At 72.4% G+C, this 15,477-nt stretch carries 17 protein-coding genes; 6 read left to right on the top strand and 11 right to left on the bottom strand.

Features of this window, described 5'->3' with window-relative positions; all coding sequences use genetic code 11:
- Positions 1–113 precede the first annotated feature (113 nt).
- A complete protein-coding gene (gene ftsH / locus ACTFAP_RS12225; RefSeq protein WP_390118761.1) occupies positions 114–2,132 on the top strand; it encodes an ATP-dependent zinc metalloprotease FtsH in 2,019 nt (672 codons plus the stop codon).
- A gap of 65 nt (positions 2,133–2,197) precedes the next feature.
- Positions 2,198–2,800, top strand: coding sequence for a GTP cyclohydrolase I FolE (folE, locus tag ACTFAP_RS12220; protein WP_390118588.1), 603 nt, complete (start codon positions 2,198–2,200; stop codon positions 2,798–2,800).
- Positions 2,801–2,843: 43 nt separating this feature from the next.
- Here the strand turns inward: folE and ACTFAP_RS12215 are convergent, their stop codons facing one another.
- From ACTFAP_RS12215 to ACTFAP_RS12195, 5 genes are all read right to left on the bottom strand, one after another.
- Positions 2,844–3,242, bottom strand: coding sequence for an SRPBCC family protein (locus ACTFAP_RS12215; RefSeq protein WP_495684574.1), 399 nt, complete (start codon positions 3,240–3,242; stop codon positions 2,844–2,846).
- 63 nt (positions 3,243–3,305) lie between these two features.
- Positions 3,306–4,112, bottom strand: coding sequence for a hypothetical protein (locus tag ACTFAP_RS12210; protein WP_500469062.1), 807 nt, complete (start codon positions 4,110–4,112; stop codon positions 3,306–3,308).
- 83 nt (positions 4,113–4,195) lie between these two features.
- Complete coding sequence (locus ACTFAP_RS12205; RefSeq protein ID WP_500469061.1) at positions 4,196–5,185, bottom strand: ABC transporter substrate-binding protein; 990 nt, start codon at positions 5,183–5,185, stop codon at positions 4,196–4,198.
- Positions 5,182–6,030 carry an ABC transporter permease subunit gene (locus ACTFAP_RS12200; protein WP_495684571.1) on the bottom strand — a complete coding sequence of 283 codons (849 nt, stop codon included), beginning with the start codon at positions 6,028–6,030 and terminating at the stop codon, positions 5,182–5,184. The genes ACTFAP_RS12205 and ACTFAP_RS12200 overlap by 4 nt, the downstream gene beginning before the upstream one ends.
- Positions 6,027–6,722, bottom strand: a complete 696-nt coding sequence (locus tag ACTFAP_RS12195; RefSeq protein WP_200366341.1) for an ABC transporter permease — start codon at positions 6,720–6,722, stop codon at positions 6,027–6,029. Before ACTFAP_RS12195 ends, ACTFAP_RS12200 begins: the two co-directional genes overlap by 4 nt.
- A gap of 40 nt (positions 6,723–6,762) precedes the next feature.
- On the opposite strand from ACTFAP_RS12195, the gene ACTFAP_RS12190 reads away from it, so the two are divergent.
- A complete protein-coding gene (locus tag ACTFAP_RS12190; RefSeq protein ID WP_500469060.1) occupies positions 6,763–7,893 on the top strand; it encodes an ABC transporter ATP-binding protein in 1,131 nt (376 codons plus the stop codon).
- Positions 7,894–7,902: 9 nt separating this feature from the next.
- Here the strand turns inward: ACTFAP_RS12190 and ACTFAP_RS12185 are convergent, their stop codons facing one another.
- From ACTFAP_RS12185 to folB, 3 genes are read right to left on the bottom strand one after another with little or no spacing between them, the layout of a single operon-like run.
- On the bottom strand, positions 7,903–8,409 hold the full coding sequence (locus ACTFAP_RS12185) for a DUF3180 domain-containing protein (protein ID WP_500469059.1): 507 nt from the start codon (positions 8,407–8,409) through the stop codon (positions 7,903–7,905).
- Between the two features lie 46 nt (positions 8,410–8,455).
- Positions 8,456–9,067, bottom strand: coding sequence for a 2-amino-4-hydroxy-6-hydroxymethyldihydropteridine diphosphokinase (gene folK / locus ACTFAP_RS12180; protein WP_030734985.1), 612 nt, complete (start codon positions 9,065–9,067; stop codon positions 8,456–8,458).
- The gene (gene folB / locus ACTFAP_RS12175; protein ID WP_500469058.1) at positions 9,064–9,423 is read right to left on the bottom strand and encodes a dihydroneopterin aldolase; all 360 of its coding nucleotides are present in this window, start codon (positions 9,421–9,423) and stop codon (positions 9,064–9,066) included. Before folB ends, folK begins: the two co-directional genes overlap by 4 nt.
- Positions 9,424–9,899: 476 nt before the next feature.
- Between folB and folP the strand changes: the two genes are divergently transcribed.
- Complete coding sequence (gene folP, locus ACTFAP_RS12170) at positions 9,900–10,796, top strand: dihydropteroate synthase (RefSeq protein ID WP_500469057.1); 897 nt, start codon at positions 9,900–9,902, stop codon at positions 10,794–10,796.
- A complete protein-coding gene (locus ACTFAP_RS12165; RefSeq protein WP_030734978.1) occupies positions 10,793–11,287 on the top strand; it encodes a nuclear transport factor 2 family protein in 495 nt (164 codons plus the stop codon). The genes folP and ACTFAP_RS12165 overlap by 4 nt, the downstream gene beginning before the upstream one ends.
- A gap of 63 nt (positions 11,288–11,350) precedes the next feature.
- Here ACTFAP_RS12165 and ACTFAP_RS12160 read toward each other — a convergent pair whose 3' ends face one another.
- Positions 11,351–12,706: a PH domain-containing protein gene (locus ACTFAP_RS12160; protein ID WP_390118612.1), complete on the bottom strand. Its 1,356-nt coding sequence runs from the start codon at positions 12,704–12,706 to the stop codon at positions 11,351–11,353.
- A 17-nt stretch (positions 12,707–12,723) separates the two neighbouring features.
- The gene (locus ACTFAP_RS12155; protein WP_390118614.1) at positions 12,724–13,203 is read right to left on the bottom strand and encodes a PH domain-containing protein; all 480 of its coding nucleotides are present in this window, start codon (positions 13,201–13,203) and stop codon (positions 12,724–12,726) included.
- 66 nt (positions 13,204–13,269) lie between these two features.
- Between ACTFAP_RS12155 and ACTFAP_RS12150 the strand changes: the two genes are divergently transcribed.
- Complete coding sequence (locus ACTFAP_RS12150) at positions 13,270–14,412, top strand: NADH-quinone oxidoreductase subunit D (RefSeq protein WP_030734970.1); 1,143 nt, start codon at positions 13,270–13,272, stop codon at positions 14,410–14,412.
- On the opposite strand, the gene ACTFAP_RS12145 is transcribed toward ACTFAP_RS12150, so the two are convergent.
- The gene (locus tag ACTFAP_RS12145) at positions 14,332–15,408 is read right to left on the bottom strand and encodes an SAM-dependent methyltransferase (RefSeq protein ID WP_500469056.1); all 1,077 of its coding nucleotides are present in this window, start codon (positions 15,406–15,408) and stop codon (positions 14,332–14,334) included. The two genes, ACTFAP_RS12150 and ACTFAP_RS12145, sit on opposite strands and share 81 nt — an antisense overlap.
- Between the last annotated feature and the right edge of the window lie 69 nt (positions 15,409–15,477).

The raw sequence follows: 15,477 nt of genomic DNA, 5'->3' as shown, positions 1-15,477 counted from the left end.
TGGGGTACGGTCGCGGTTGAACGAGACGTAGGACACCGCCGCGCACAGCGGATCCCAGCCGGGGGCTGTGCCTCTACATGGCAGGAGGGACGGGGCCGCACCGCCCCGTGTGAATAGACGTGAAGCGCTATTTCCGTGGGCCAGTGATGTGGATCGTACTGGCCGTCCTTGCCGTGGTTCTGCTGATGCAGGTGTTCACCTCGTCCGAGGGCTACAAGAAGGTGGACACGGGCAAGGTCGTCCAGGCGATCGCCCAGAACCACGTCCAGTCCGCCGAGCTCACCACCGGCGACGAGCAGACCATCAAGATCGAGCTGAAGAGCGGCCAGGAGATCGAGGGCACGACCAAGGTCCAGGCCAACTACATCGACGGTCAGGGCGAGAACCTGGCCGGCACGCTCCAGGACAAGCTCGCCGCCGGCGACCTGGAGGGCGGCTACACCGTCTCCCCGAAGTCGCAGAACCCGTTCGTCGGGATGCTGCTGTCCATCCTGCCGTTCCTGCTGATCATCGTGGTCTTCCTGTTCCTGATGAACCAGATGCAGGGCGGCGGCTCCCGGGTCATGCAGTTCGGGAAGTCCAAGGCCAAGCTGATCAGCAAGGACACCCCGAAGACCACCTTCGCCGACGTGGCCGGTTCGGACGAGGCCGTCGAGGAGCTCCACGAGATCAAGGAGTTCCTCCAGGAGCCCGGCAAGTTCCAGGCCGTCGGTGCCAAGATTCCCAAGGGTGTGCTGCTGTACGGCCCGCCCGGCACCGGCAAGACGCTGCTGGCGCGCGCCGTGGCCGGCGAGGCCGGGGTGCCCTTCTACTCGATCTCCGGCTCCGACTTCGTCGAGATGTTCGTGGGTGTCGGCGCCTCCCGGGTCCGTGACCTGTTCGAGCAGGCCAAGGCGAACGCCCCGGCGATCGTCTTCGTCGACGAGATCGACGCCGTCGGCCGGCACCGCGGTGCCGGCATGGGCGGCGGGCACGACGAGCGCGAGCAGACCCTCAACCAGCTGCTGGTCGAGATGGACGGCTTCGACGTCAAGGGCGGCGTCATCCTGATCGCCGCCACCAACCGCCCCGACATCCTCGACCCGGCGCTGCTGCGGCCGGGCCGGTTCGACCGGCAGATCGCGGTCGACCGCCCCGACATGCAGGGCCGTCTGGAGATCCTCAAGGTTCACCAGAAGGGCAAGCCGGTCGCCCCGGACGTCGACCTGGGGGCCGTCGCACGGCGTACCCCCGGCTTCACCGGCGCCGATCTGAACAACGTCCTCAACGAGGCGGCGCTGCTGGCCGCCCGCGGCAACGCCAAGCTGATCGACAACAAGTTCCTCGACGAGGCGATCGACCGCGTCGTGGCCGGTCCGCAGAAGCGCACCCGCATCATGAGCGACAAGGAGAAGATGATCACCGCGTACCACGAGGGCGGACACGCCCTGGTCGCGGCGGCCTCTCCGAACAGCGACCCGGTGCACAAGGTGACGATCCTGTCCCGCGGCCGGGCGCTGGGCTACACCATGGTGCTGCCGGAGGAGGACAAGTACTCCACCACCCGCAACGAGATGCTGGACCGGCTCGCCTACATGATGGGCGGTCGCGCCGCCGAGGAACTGGTCTTCCACGACCCGACCACCGGCGCGGGCGACGACATCGAGAAGGCGACGGGCACGGCGCGCTCCATGGTCACCCAGTACGGGATGACCGAGCGGCTCGGCGCGATCAAGTTCGGCTCCGACCAGTCCGAGCCCTTCCTGGGCAAGGAGATGTCCCACCAGCGCGACTACTCCGAGGAGGTCGCCGGGCTGGTGGACGAGGAGGTCAAGAAGCTGATCGAGACCGCGCACAACGAGGCGTGGGAGATCCTGGTGGAGAACCGGGACGTGCTCGACAACCTGGTGCTGGAGCTGCTGGAGAGGGAGACCCTCAACAAGGAGGAGCTCGCGGAGATCTTCCGCCCGGTCATCAAGCGTCCGGCCCGCCCGGCGTGGACCGGCTCCGCCCGGCGCACCCCCTCGACCCGGCCTCCGGTGTCCGTTCCGGTGAAGAACGTGCAGCTGGCCAACGGCAGCGGGGAGAACGGCACCACCTCCCTGGAGAAGGTCATCGGCACCGAGCCGGGGGAGCGCCCCGGCGCCGAGTGAACCTGGTCACCACGTCGTACCGGCCGATCAGCCGCATTGCCTGACAGAAACAAGGCGGGAAGTACATGACGGACCCGGTGACGGCGGAAGCGGGCCAGGTGGGCACGTTCGACGAGAAGCGCGCCGAGAACGCCATCCGTGAGCTGCTGATCGCGGTCGGCGAGGACCCGGACCGCGAGGGGCTGCGGGACACCCCGGCCCGGGTGGCCCGGGCCTACCGGGAGATATTCGCCGGGCTGTGGCAGGAGCCGGAGGATGTGCTGACCACCACCTTCGACCTGGGCCACGACGAGATGGTGCTGGTGAAGGACATCGAGGTGATGTCCTCGTGCGAGCACCACCTGGTGCCGTTCGTGGGCAAGGCCCACGTCGGGTACATCCCGTCCTCCAGCGGGAAGATCACCGGGCTGTCGAAGCTGGCCCGGCTGGTGGACGTCTTCGCCCGCCGCCCGCAGGTGCAGGAGCGGCTGACCACGCAGATCGCCGACTCGCTCATGCGGATCCTGGAGCCGCGCGGGGTGATCGTGGTCGTGGAGTGCGAGCACATGTGCATGACGATGCGCGGGGTCCGCAAGCCGGGCGCCAAGACCACCACCTCGGCGGTACGCGGCCAGCTGCGGGACGCGGCGACCCGTGCCGAGGCGATGAGCCTGATCCTCTCCCGCTGAGCGGTCGAGCGGTCGAGCTGCTGAGGGCGGCGCGCGCCGGGGGCTATCCGCGTTCCACGATGCCCTTGAGGGTGGCCAGGTCGGCCTCGACCAGCTCGGCGTCGCGGCGGAAGTCCTCGGGGGTGCTTCCCGGCTGCCGGCGCAGGGTGAAGACCACCTCGCAGGTGCCCTCCTCGTCCGGGATCACCCGCATCGGGTTGAGGACCGTCTCGCCGCTCGGCAGGGTCACCTCGTGGTCGAGCACACCGAACGTGTTGCGCGGGACGAAGGCCACCTCCACCCGGCCCATGGGGGAGGACGTCGCGATCCACCGTCCCTTGATCAGTTCGATGGAACCGCCGAGTCCGGCGGCCCAGGCGGGCAGATTGACCGGGTCGGCCGCGTAGGCGTAGACCTCGTCGGCGGCGCGGTCGATGTGGATGCTGAGGTGTGTCGACTCCATGCCGGTCACGCTATCCAGCGGCCGGTGGCCCGGCCTTGAACGAAACGGACGCGCCGCGGCGGCTCACTGCTTGGCGGTGCGCGGCTTGCCGAAGAAGTCGAACCCGCCGGCGGGCTCGGTGCTCTCCCGGCCGGCGCCGGCCGGCGCCCCCTGCGGCGGTACCGCGACCGGCGGCGCGGGGCGGGCGGGCGGTGCGTCCGCCGTGCCGGGGGACTCGGCGGCCCCGGCGTCCCGCGGCTCGTGCTGCCGCTCCTGCTCCCGGTTCTCCTGCTGGCGGCTCTCCTCCTGACGGGCGCCGTTGCGCGAGAGCTTGCCGAGTGCCTCGTACGCCTGGAGGTAGGTCAGCTGGGTCGGCGCGCCGCCCGAGGTGCGGTGGTCGGTGGCCCGGGAGGGCAGTGCCTTGGCGGGCTCGGCCGCCTCCAGCGCCAGCTGCCGGCGGCCCTCCAGCGCCTTGGCCCGCTCGGTCTCGGCGTTGGCGTACCGGCGCAGCAGGTCGGCGTGTTCGGAGCGGAGCCGGCCCAGTTCGATGCGCTTGGCCCGGACCTTGGCCTCCAGGGTGGAGACCAGTTCCTGGGACTCCTCCAGCTCGGCCTGCTTCTCCTCGATCTGCCAGCTGATACCGGCCTTCGCGGCACGTTCGCGGGCGACCTTCCGCCCGGCCTCCAGGTCCCAGCGGCGCAGCAGGAGGGCCGCGCCCACGGCGGCCGCCGCGGCCAGCGCGGTCAGGGAGCGCAGGACGACGACCGCGCCGTCGCTGCTGCCGGTGCCCACGAACCAGGCGGCGCCGGCGCTCAGTACGGCGGCGCCGCCCAGCGCGGCAGGAATCAGCACCCGGTGCAGTGGTGCGTTGCGGTGACGTCCACGTGCCATGCCCGAAACTTACCGTGACGCCCGGGGCTGCCGGGACCCACCCGGCGGACCGTTCTCAGGTGGTTACATTCCGCTGTGGCGGCTCAGTGGCTCAGCAGCCCCTTGTCGTGCAGGTAACTCCCGGCGACGTCAACGGCCTTGAGGCGCTCGGAGTCCACCTGGCGGTTGAGTTCGATCAGATCGTCGGTGGTGAGGGTCTCGGTGAGGCGGTTGAGGGCGGCGGTGATCTTCTCGTCGTCGCCGATGCCGGAGTGGAGCACGGGCAGCAGATTGTCTGCGAGTTGGAGGTTCTGGTCGTCCTCCAGCAACACCAGGCCGAAGTCGTCCAGGGTGGCGTCGGTGGTGGAGACCAGCACCAGGTCGTCGGTGCCGTCCTTGACGGCCTGCTTGGCCTGGACGGTGCCGACACCCTTGGGGTCTATGCCGGTGATGTCGATGCCGTAGACGTCCTCAAGTCCCGGCTGGCAGAACGCACGTTCGGAGCATTCATCGCCGGCCGCCAGCTTGATCGGCAGCCCCGAGGCACCGAGGTCGGAGAGCGTGGTCAGCCCGTGCTCCTCGGCGAAATCCTTGGTGACGGCGAAGGCGTTCTGGTTGACGGCGTCGCCCGGCTCCAGCACGGTCAGCCCGCGCGGGGTGGCCAGTTCGCGCAGCGCGTCCACGGTGGCGACCGGGTCGGAGGACGCGATCAGCGGGGCGTCCTCGCCGTTGACCCGGGCGTTGAGGAACTCGGCCAGGGTGGCGGCGTATTCGGGCACGATGTCGATCGAACCCTTCTCCAGCTCCGGCGCGTACAGTTCGCGGCTCTGCACCGTGATGACCTCGGTGGTGTAGCCGGCGTCCGTGAGCAGCTGGGAGTACAGCTCGGCCATGATGGTGGCCTCGGTGAAGTCGCCGCCGCCGATGGTGAGGGTGTCGGCGGACTGCGAGGCGTCCTGGTCCCCGCCGCCACCGCCCTCCGACTCCAGGCTGTCCCCGCCGCCGCACGCGGTGAGGGCCAGGGCGAGCGCGGCGCTGCCGCAGGTGGCGCCCAGCAGCCGGCGCAGGGGGGTACGGGGGGTGGTCGCGGTCACGTGTCTTGCCCTTCGACGGTGGATGGTGCCCGGCCCGGGGCCGGGCGGTTTCCCTGGGACGTCTTCGTCAGGGAGGCGCCGGCCGCGGCGGGCGCCGGAGCGGCGGGTGCCGGCTCCGGCGGTGTGTCCTGGGTGTCATGCGGGCCGGCCGGGGCGGCGGTGGTGCGGCGGCGCCGGGGCGAGCGGGGGTCGAGCAGCCGCTGGAGCAGTGCCATCAGTCCTTCGACGGCGAGCGCCAGCAGCGCGACGAGGATGGCGCCCGCCACCACCTGGGAGGTGCGGTAGGTGGCGAAGCCGGCGGTGATGATCCGGCCGAGACCGCCGCCGCCGGGCAGCGCGGCCAGGGTGGCGGTGGCCACGATCTGGACGGCGGCGGTGCGTACCCCGGTCATCAGCAGGGGGAAGGCGAGCGGGAGTTCCACCCGGGCCAGGATCTGGCCGCGCGACATGCCCATGCCGCGCGCGGCCTGCACGATGTCCCGGTCGGTGCCGGCGATCCCCACGTAGGCGTTGGTGAGCAGCGGGGGCACCGCGAACAGCACCAGCGCGATGAGGGTGGGGAGTTCGCCGTAGCGGGCGAGCGGGGTGAGGGTGAGCAGCACCAGCACGGCGAAGGTGGGCACGGCGCGGCCGACGTTGGAGATGTTGATGGCCACCGCCCCGCCGATCCGGCGGCCCCCGCCGTGGCCCAGCCACATGGCGAGCGGCAGCGCGATGGCGCAGGCGGCCAGCAGGGCGAGGGCGGTCAGATACAGGTGTTCGCCCAGCCGCTGGGTGATGCCGCCGTCGCCGCTCCAGTGCGCCGCGGTGGTGAGCCAGCTCCAGGCCCCGGTCATGGCGTTCACGCGACAGCGCCCTTCGACGGGCCGGCGGCGGCCCGCGACCAGGGGGTGAGGGCCCGCTGGACGCCGAGCAGCAGCAGATCGGCGGTGACGGCGAGCAGGACGCACAGCACGGAGGCGGTGAGCACCTCGGCCTTGAAGTAGCTCTGCATGCCGCTGTAGATGAGGTTGCCGAGCCCGCCGTGGCCGACGATGGCGCCGACGGTGGTCAGGGAGACGGCGGAGACGGTGGCGATCCTTATCCCGGCCATGACGGCGGGTAGGGCCAGGGGCAGTTCGACGGTGAGCAGCAGCCGTCCGCGTCCGTACCCCATGCCGAGCGCCGCCTCCCGTACCTCGGCGGGGACCGAGCGCAGCCCGGTGAGCATGTTGCGCACCAGCACCGTCAGCGAGTACAGCACCAGGCCGCACACCACGACCGACATCGACAGGCCGAAGAAGGGCAGCAGCAGCGCGTACATGGCGAGCGAGGGGATGGTGTACAGGACGGTGGTCAGCCCCAGGAGTGAGCCGGCCGCCGGCCGCCAGCGGCGGGCCAGCAGGGCGAGCGGGAAGGCGACCGCGACGGCGATGGCGATCGCGGAGGCCGTGATGGCGAGGTGCTGCACGGTGGCGTCGGTCAGCTCCTGGCCGCGGGTGCGTACGTACTCCCCGCAGATCCAGTCGTTCGCCACCAGACAGCTATTCGCACTCATGTCCATGACCCTAGGCGGTAAACCTGACAAACTCATGAACATGCTGCTCTTCGACCACGTCACCAAGCGCTACCCGGACGGCACCCTCGCGGTGGACGATCTGTGTCTGGAGGTGGCGGAGGGCGAACTGGTCACCCTCGTCGGGCCGTCGGGGTGCGGCAAGACCACCACCATGAAGATGGTCAACCGGCTGGAGGTGCCCACCTCCGGACGGGTGCTGCTGAACGGCGAGGACATCGCCGGCCACGACCCGGTGCGGCTGCGGCGCCGGATCGGGTACGTCATCCAGCAGGTCGGCCTCTTCCCGCACAAGACGGTGCTCGACAACACCGCCACCGTCCCCGTCCTGCTGGGCGAGCGCCGCACGGCGGCCCGGCGGCGCGCCGCCGAACTGCTGGAACTGGTCGGCCTGGACCCGGCCGTGTACGGCGGGCGCTACCCCGACCAGCTCTCCGGCGGGCAGCGGCAGCGGGTCGGCGTGGCACGGGCCCTGGCCGCCGACCCACCCGTGCTGCTGATGGACGAGCCCTTCGGCGCGGTGGACCCGGTGGTGCGCGAGCACCTCCAGAACGAATTCCTGCGGCTGCAGGCCGAGGTGCGCAAGACCGTGCTGTTCGTGACGCACGACATCGAGGAGGCGGTACGGCTCGGGGACCGGATCGCGGTCTTCGGGCAGGGACGGGTCGAACAGTTCGACACCCCGGCCACGGTGCTCGGCGCGCCCGCCAATGACTATGTGGCGTCCTTCGTCGGCAGCGACCGGGGGCTGAAGCGGCTGTCCGTGACCCCGGTGGAGACCGCCGACCTGGAGCAGCCGCCGATGGTCCATCTGGCCGATCCGATGGCGCTGGCCTGCGACCGGATGCGGGCCGAGGGCGCCCGCTGGGCCGTGGTGCTGGACGAGCACGACGGGCTGCACGGCTGGGTGCCGATACCGCCCGACGGCGCAGGACCGCAGCCCGAGGGCACGGTCGCCGCGCGGGCCCGGCGGATGGAGGCGTGGCTGCCGGTGGGCGCCTCGCTGAAGCAGGCGTTCGCCACGATGCTCCAGTACGACGCGGGGTGGATCGCCGTGCTGGACGGAGACCGGTTCCTGGGCGTGCTCACCCCGGCGAGCCTGCACGCGGCGCTGCGGCGCTCGGTCCAGGAGTCGGCCGCCGTGGAGGTGTAGCGCGGCGGATCAGATGGGGGAGCCCATCGGGCCGTGCCGGTCGCGGTGGTCGTCGTCGCCGTTGCCGTCCGGGAGCTTGCACACCCGTTCCAGATACAGGGCGGCGGCGCACACCGCGATGCCCGCGATGACGGACAGGCCCGCGTACAGGGCCTGTTCGCGGCGGTTGGGAACCTCCATCCGCTCCAGCAGCAAGAACAGTCCGAAGCCCCCGTACAACCCGGCCACCAGGGACGAGACGAGCGCGCTCGCCTGGCCGAAGACCACCGCGCGGGCCGCCACGAGCGGCTCCACCGGGCGGGCGCCCGCCCGACGTTCGCGCTGCGCCCGCAGCCGGGCGCGCAGGGACAGCGCGGTCGCCAGCAGGACGGCGGCGATCAGCGCCAGGATGACCGGGGCGAGCAGCGGGACCGCGGGCAGCGTGCCCAGCGAGTCCCACAGCCCGGCCCCGGCCCAGCCGAAGGCGAACGCGGCGGCGAACAGTCCGGCCAGATTTCTGATCCGCAGTTGATTCACCGCTGTGCGTGCCCCTCGTCCGTCAGCTGTTCCGTGCTCGCCCCGCTCAGTCGGGCAGGGCCAGCTTCAGGTCGGCGCGCGCGGTGATGCCCTGCTCCGGCAGCGTCGACAGAAGATCGGCGACCGGGCCGTGCCCCGGCACTTCGGCCGCCGGATCGACATCGTGCCACGGCACCAGGACGAAGGCGCGCTCGTGGGCCCGCGGATGCGGCAGGGTCAGGTCCGGGTCCCGCGAGATGACGCCCTGGTAGGCGACGATGTCCACGTCGATGGTGCGCGGCCCCCAGCGCTCGTCGCGTACACGCTCGAACGCCTCCTCGATGGCGTGCGCGCGCTCCAGGAGCGAGGCCGGCGGGAGCGTCGTCTTCACGACGATCACCGCGTTGAAGTACGTGGACTGGCTGCCGGTGGGCACCCCCCACGGCTCGGTCTCGTACACCGGGGAGACGGCTTTCACCCGCAGCCCCGGGGTGTCCTCCAGCGCGTCGATGGCGCCCTGGAGGGTCTCCAGGCGGTTGCCGAGGTTGCTGCCGAGGGACAGGACGGCGCGTTTGGGGTTGTGCAGGGTGGTGTCGGCGGCGTCGACCTGCTGCACCACGGAGGCGGGCACCGGCTGGACGGTCGGGTCGGGAGTGGACGCGGCATTGCTGGGGGTCATGCTCGGCTCCGCTTGATGGTGATGGTCACGTCGTCGAAGGGAACGGTGATCGGCGCCTGCGGTTTGTGGAGGGTGACCTCTGCCTCGCGCACCGGGGTGAACGCGAGGCAACGATCGGCGATCCGCTGGGCGAGCGTCTCCAGAAGATCGACGGGCTCGCCGGCGACGACGGCGGTGACCTCCTGGGCCACCCTCCCGTAGTCCGCGGTCTTCGCCAGATCGTCGGTCGCCGCGGCGGGACGGGTGTCCAGGCCCAGTGTGAGGTCAACCGTGAACCACTGGCCCCCCTCCCGTTCGTGCGGGAGCACACCGTGGAACCCCCTGACCCGCAGCCCGCTCAGCGTGATGCGATCCATGGTCTGCTCCCTTCTCCCGGTCGTTCACCGGCGTGTTGCCGCCGGCACATTCGAATCTACCTGCGGATGGTGACAGCCCTTGTCAGCGGCGGCTACCCGCGCACCGCAACGGCTAAGCCCCGCCGCCACCCCATCACGAGGTCCGGGGCGCCGGCGGGCCGGGGTCGCCGCGGACCGCCGGCGCCCCGGCGGACCGGGCGGGGTGCGTGGATCAGCGGTGCGCCCGGGGGCTTGTCCGACGGATGGCGCCGGTCAGGCCCGCGGTGTCTGGTGCTGGGGGCACCTCCCGGCCGAAGGCTGGGGGAGGATCGCAAGGCGCGGGGGCGGCCTCGTAGTGGGCTACTTGGGCGTCTCGGCAGCTCTGCCTCCAAGGTCTTGTAAAAGAGCAGAGACGGAGCGAAGCGGAGTGCAGCGAGGTGCCGTGCCAGGCGCTGCGGGCCAGGCGGGATCCGTCGGACAAGCCCTAGGGTGGAGGCATGGCTGAGATGCGTCGTCGGGTGGCCGGGTTGCCGGAGTGGAATCGGTGTGCGGTCATGGGGGTCGTCAACGTGACGCCCGACTCCTTCTCCGACGGCGGGCGCTGGTTCGACCCGGAGACAGCCGTCAAGCACGGCCTCGACCTGGTGGCCGCCGGAGCCGATCTCGTCGATGTCGGGGGCGAGTCCACCCGCCCCGGCGCCACCCGGGTGGACGAGGGCGAGGAACTGCGCCGGGTGCTGCCCGTGGTGCGCGAGCTGGCCGCCGAGGGGGTGATCGTGAGCGTCGACACCATGCGCGCCTCGGTCGCCGAGCAGTCCATCGCCGCCGGGGCCCGGATCGTCAACGATGTCAGCGGAGGCCGCGCCGACGCCCGGATGGTGCCCGCGGTCGCAGACGCCCGGGTGCCGTTCGTCGTCATGCACTGGCGCGGCCAGAGCATCGACATGAACGACCGCGCCCGGTACACGGACGTCACCGGCGAGGTCATCGCCGAACTGCGCGCCTCCATCGAGCGTGCCGTCGCCGGCGGCATCGACCCGGCCCGTATCATCGCCGATCCCGGGCTCGGCTTCGCCAAGCGGGCCGAGCACGATCTGGCCCTGGTGGCGGGCCTGGACCGGCTGCGCCGGGAGCTGGAGTGGCCGCTGCTGGTGGCGGCCTCCCGCAAGCGGTTCCTCGGCCGGGTGCTGGCCGGTCCCGGGGGCACTCCGCCGCCCGCCGCCGAGCGGGATCACGCCACCGCCGCCATCTCGGCGCTCGCGGCCCGTGTGGGGGCATGGGCGGTGCGGGTACACGAGGTACGAGCCAGCGCGGACGCGGTCCGGGTGGCCCAGGCCGTCGAGGACGCGACGCACGTGCACGCCGGAACGGAAGGGGATACGGCCCATACATGAGTGGTACCCGGACGGACATCGAAGCGGTGGAAGCCGCCAACACCGCGCTGTACGACGCGCTGGAGCAGGGCGATCTGGACGCCATGGCGGACCGCTGGATCGACGCCGAGGAGATCAGCGTCATCCATCCGGGCTGGCCGGTGATCACCGGCCGCGGGGAGGTGCTGCGCTCCTATGCGCTGATCATGGCGAACACCGAGTACATCCAGTTCTTCCTCACCGATGTCGAGGTCTCCGTGATGGGCGACACGGCCCTGGTGACCTGCACCGAGAACATCCTCAGCGGCGGGCCCGCCGAGGAGGACGGCAGTGCCGGGCCGCTGGTGGGCGGTCTGGTGGTGGCCACCAACCTCTTCCGGCGCGCCGAGGGCGGTGAGGGCGAGTGGAAGCTGTGGTCGCACCACGGCTCGCCGGTCCTCATCGATCAGGAGGAGGACGAGGGCGACGAGGAGCAGCAGCCGGACGACGGCGGTGGCGGCACGGTGATCTGACGGGCGGCGGCGCGGCGCCGCACCACCACCCCGCCGCAGCACCGCCCCGCCGCCCGGCGGCCGTCAGCGCGTCAGCCAGCGCTCCGGGGCGGCGTTGCGGCGCCCCAGCCGGGAGCGGTCCGCCTGCGCGGCGACCTCCCGGGCCGCCTCGGCGGCGTCCCGCAGCCGGGCGGTGGCCGTCCCGTTGGCGCCGTGGTCGACATGGATGTCGGCCAGACCGAGCCGCTGCTCCCACGGCCCCTGCGTCATCCGTACGCTCTGCACCTTGGCGTGCGGCACCAGCGTGTAGCGGCGGCTCAGCCGTCCCGCGCGGGCCACGAACACGGCGTCGGTCACCCCGTGCCCGTACCCGTGCCGCCACACCGGGACCGCCCAGCGCGAGCGCCGCGGCACGGCGGTGATGGAGGCCATCGTCTTGTCGATGTCGACCTCGGGCAGGATCCGCCCGATCAGCTCACCCGCCTGCGCGCGGCCGGCGACCGGGACGAGCAGCCCGCTCTCGTTGCCCTCACCGGCCACCGACAGCTCCACCCGCACCCAGCCCTGACGCCGCCACAGCAGCGGTTCGACGATGCGCACCGACTGCACCCGGCCGGGCGGCACGGTGGCGTGGTCGCGCTGGAGCAGCCCGTGGTCCAGCCGCAGCCCGTCCGGGGACTCACTGACGGTCCAGCCGTACTGGGTGAGGAAGCGGCCCAGGGTGCCGCCCCACACGCCGGCCAGCATCGGCAGCGCGACGGTGAGCGCGACGAACAGGCCCGCGCCCAGCACGTACAGCGTCACGGGCAGGGCGATCCCGGCGACCAGCAGCAGGGCCCAGCCGCCGCTGAGGGACTCCAGGGCGAGGGCCTTGGCCAGCACCGGGGTCGGCACGGCCGCCACCCGGCGGGCCGGGGCCTCTCCGGCGCTGGGCGCGGTGAGCGGGTCGATGCCGGCGGCGCGGGCGAGGAGTTCGGCGCGCAGCGCGGTGGCCTCGGACTCCCCGAGGTAGGCGAGTTCGTCGGAGTCGCCGGAGCCGACCACGTCCATCTTGAGCTTGGCGACGCCGACGGCACGGGCGAGCAGGGGCCGGGTGACGTCGATGGACTGGATGCGGTCCAGCCGCAGGTGCGCGGTGCGGCGGAACAGCAGACCGGTACGGATGCGCAGTTCGGTGTCGGTGACGAGATAGCGGGTGACGCGCCAGGACAGGAAGCCGTAGCCGGCGCCGCACAGCATGAGGGCGACCAGCAGGGCGGCGAGCCAGCCCAGGCCCAGGGAGGTGGTCCAGGACCGGATGTTCTCGGCGTTGTTGAGACCGACCGCGAACAGCCCGGCCAGGGGGGCCCAGGCCCGCCGCCAGGGGGTGACGGGGTGCAGACGCTTGCCGTCGTTCTCCAGCGAGGGCTCGGTGGGCGGGGCCGTCGGGTCCGCGGTCATGGTCACCCCGTTCGTGTTCACAGTCCCGCCGACCGGGCTTCGCCGAGCGCGGTGAGCCGGTCGCGCAGCCGTTCCGCCTCGGCCGGTTCGAGGCCGGGGATGGTGGCGTCGCTGGCCGCCGCCGCGGTGTGCAGCTGAAGTCTGGCCAGGTCGAACTTGCGGTCCAGCGGCCCGGAGGTGACCTCGACGAGCTGCATCCGGCCGTAGGGCACCACGGTCAGCTGCCGCCACAGCACGCCCCGGCTGATCAGCAGGTCGTCGTCCCGTTCCTGGTAGCGCCAGGAGCGGAAATTGCGCCCCAGCGCCCGCCACCCCCACGCGCCCAGCAGCAGCGGCGCCAGCGCTGGCAGCGACCACACCGGCGCCCCGAGCACCGCCGGTACGACGGCCGCGGCCAGCACCAGCGGGCCGAGCCACAGCGCCAGTACCAGCCGCCGCATGGTCAGCAGTCCCGGCCGTACCCCGTGCCAGGCGGCCTCTTCCCCTACCTCGTCCATGCCAAAAGCTTAGAGCGCGCTCACTGATCGTGGTGGGCTGTCCGGGTGAGCTGTCAGACTGTGGCCATGACGGAGACGATGGTCGGGGTCGGCGGCGCCGCCGAGTCCACCGACATGGTGCTCAACATCGGCCCTCAGCACCCCTCCACCCACGGCGTGCTGCGGCTGCGCCTGGTGCTCGACGGGGAACGGATCTCGGCGGCCGAACCGGTGATCGGCTACATGCACCGGGGCGCGGAGAAGCTTTTCGAGGCGCGCGACTACCGGCAGATCATCGTGCTGGCCAACCGCCACGACTGGCTGTCCGCGTTCTCCAACGAGCTGGGCGTGGTGCTGGCCGTCGAGCGGATGCTGGGCATGGAGGTCCCCGAGCGGGCCGTGTGGCTGCGCACCCTGCTCGCCGAGCTGAACCGGGTGCTCAACCATCTGATGTTCCTCGGCTCCTATCCGCTGGAGCTGGGCGGCATCACCCCCATGTTCTACGCCTTCACCGAGCGCGAATCCCTCCAGCACGTGATGGAGGAGGCGTCCGGCGGGCGGATGCACTACATGTTCAACCGGGTCGGCGGCCTCAAGGAGGACCTGCCGGCCGGCTGGACCGGGCGGGCCCGGCAGGCGGTCGCGGCGGTACGCGGCGGCATGGACCGGCTGGACGGCCTGATCCTGGGCAACGAGGTCTTCCGGGCCCGCACCCGCGGCATCGGCGTGCTGTCCCCGGAGACCGCCCACGCCTACGGGATCTCGGGCCCCATCGCCCGCGCCAGCGGCGTCGATTTCGACCTGCGCCGCGATGAGCCGTACCTGGCGTACGGGGAGCTGGGGGACGTGCTGAGGGTGAGCACCCGCACCGCGGGGGACAGCCTCGCCCGCTTCGAGGTGCTGCTGGAGCAGACCAAGAACTCCCTGGAGCTGGCCGACGCCTGCCTGGACCGGCTCGCCGAACTGCCGCCGGGGCCCGTCAACCAGCGGCTGCCCAAGGTCCTGAAGGCCCCCGAGGGCGCGACCTACGCCTGGACCGAGAACCCGCTGGGCCTCAACGGCTACTACCTGGTCTCGCGCGGCGAGCGCACCCCGTACCGGCTGAAGCTGCGCTCCGCCTCCTTCAACAACATCCAGGCGCTCAGCCGGCTACTCCCCGGCACCCTGGTGGCCGACATGGTGGCGATCCTCGGCTCGTTCTTCTTCGTCGTCGGCGACATCGACAAGTAGCCGGGCCGCCGCCGTCCCGGCGGGGCCGGCCGCCGACAGCAGCCAGCCGAAGTCGCCGAGCCCGCCGGGATCGGTCAGCTCCGCCGCCTGTCCGGCCCGCGCCAGGGCCTGTACGTACCCGGCCGGGTCGGTGGCGGCCAGCGCGAGCGGCGGCCGGTCGCCGCGCACCCCGAGGCGGTGCAGCGCCGTGCGCTGGGTCAGCCGCCAGGACGGGGCGCCGCCGGGCGCGGTGGCGGCGGCGCAGGCGTCCAGTGCTACGTGGGCGGTCAGGTCGCAGCCGCCGTCCGGCACCGGCGGCACCTCGCGCCCGTCCCGGAACCCGGTGAGGGAGCCCAGCGGCGGGCGGCTCGCGGCGGTGTGCCCGTAGTCCGCCGCCACGGCCAGGCCGTCGGTGAGGGTGTCCACGGCCGCGGCCCAGGCGGCGTCGCGCGGCCCGCCCGGTTCGGCGCGCAGCCCCGGTTCCGGCGGCAGCGGCCACCAGCGGGCCAGCCAGTCGGCGTCCGGGCCGGTCACCGGGTCGCCGAGCCGCTCCTCGCCGTCCGGGGAGACCAGCACGTACCGGGGGACGCCGTCCCCGTCCACCTCGGCCACCTCCACCGGGACGTTGTCCAGCCACTCGTTCGCGAACAGCAGCCCGCGCACGCCGCGCGGCGGCTCCGCGCACCAGCGCACCCGGGCGTCGAGCCCGGCCGGCCGCGTCGCCCGCTCCACTGCGTACGGCACCACGCGCGCCGCCACCGGTGCCTCCAGCGCCGCCAGGACCCCGGCCGTCAACTCGCCGCGTCCGGCGCCCAGGTCCACCAGGGCCAGCTCCGCGGGGTGCCCCAGCGCAGTGTCGACGCCCTCCAGCAGCCGGGCGACGGCCCGCGCGTACAGCGGCGAGGCGTGCACCGCGGTGCGGAAGTGCGCGGCGGGGGCGTGCCGCACATAGAAGCCGCCTGGCCCGTACAGCGCGCGCTCCGCCGCCGCCCGCCACCGTGTCACCTCACCGCTCACCGGCCTCACGGTACGCTCCCCCAGCTCCCGGCATGGGGCGCCCCCGGCCCGCCGTGTCCACCTTGAGGA

The organism is Streptomyces sp. PH9007, from assembly GCF_059813725.1.
This window is presented reverse-complemented; position numbering and strand designations above follow the sequence as displayed.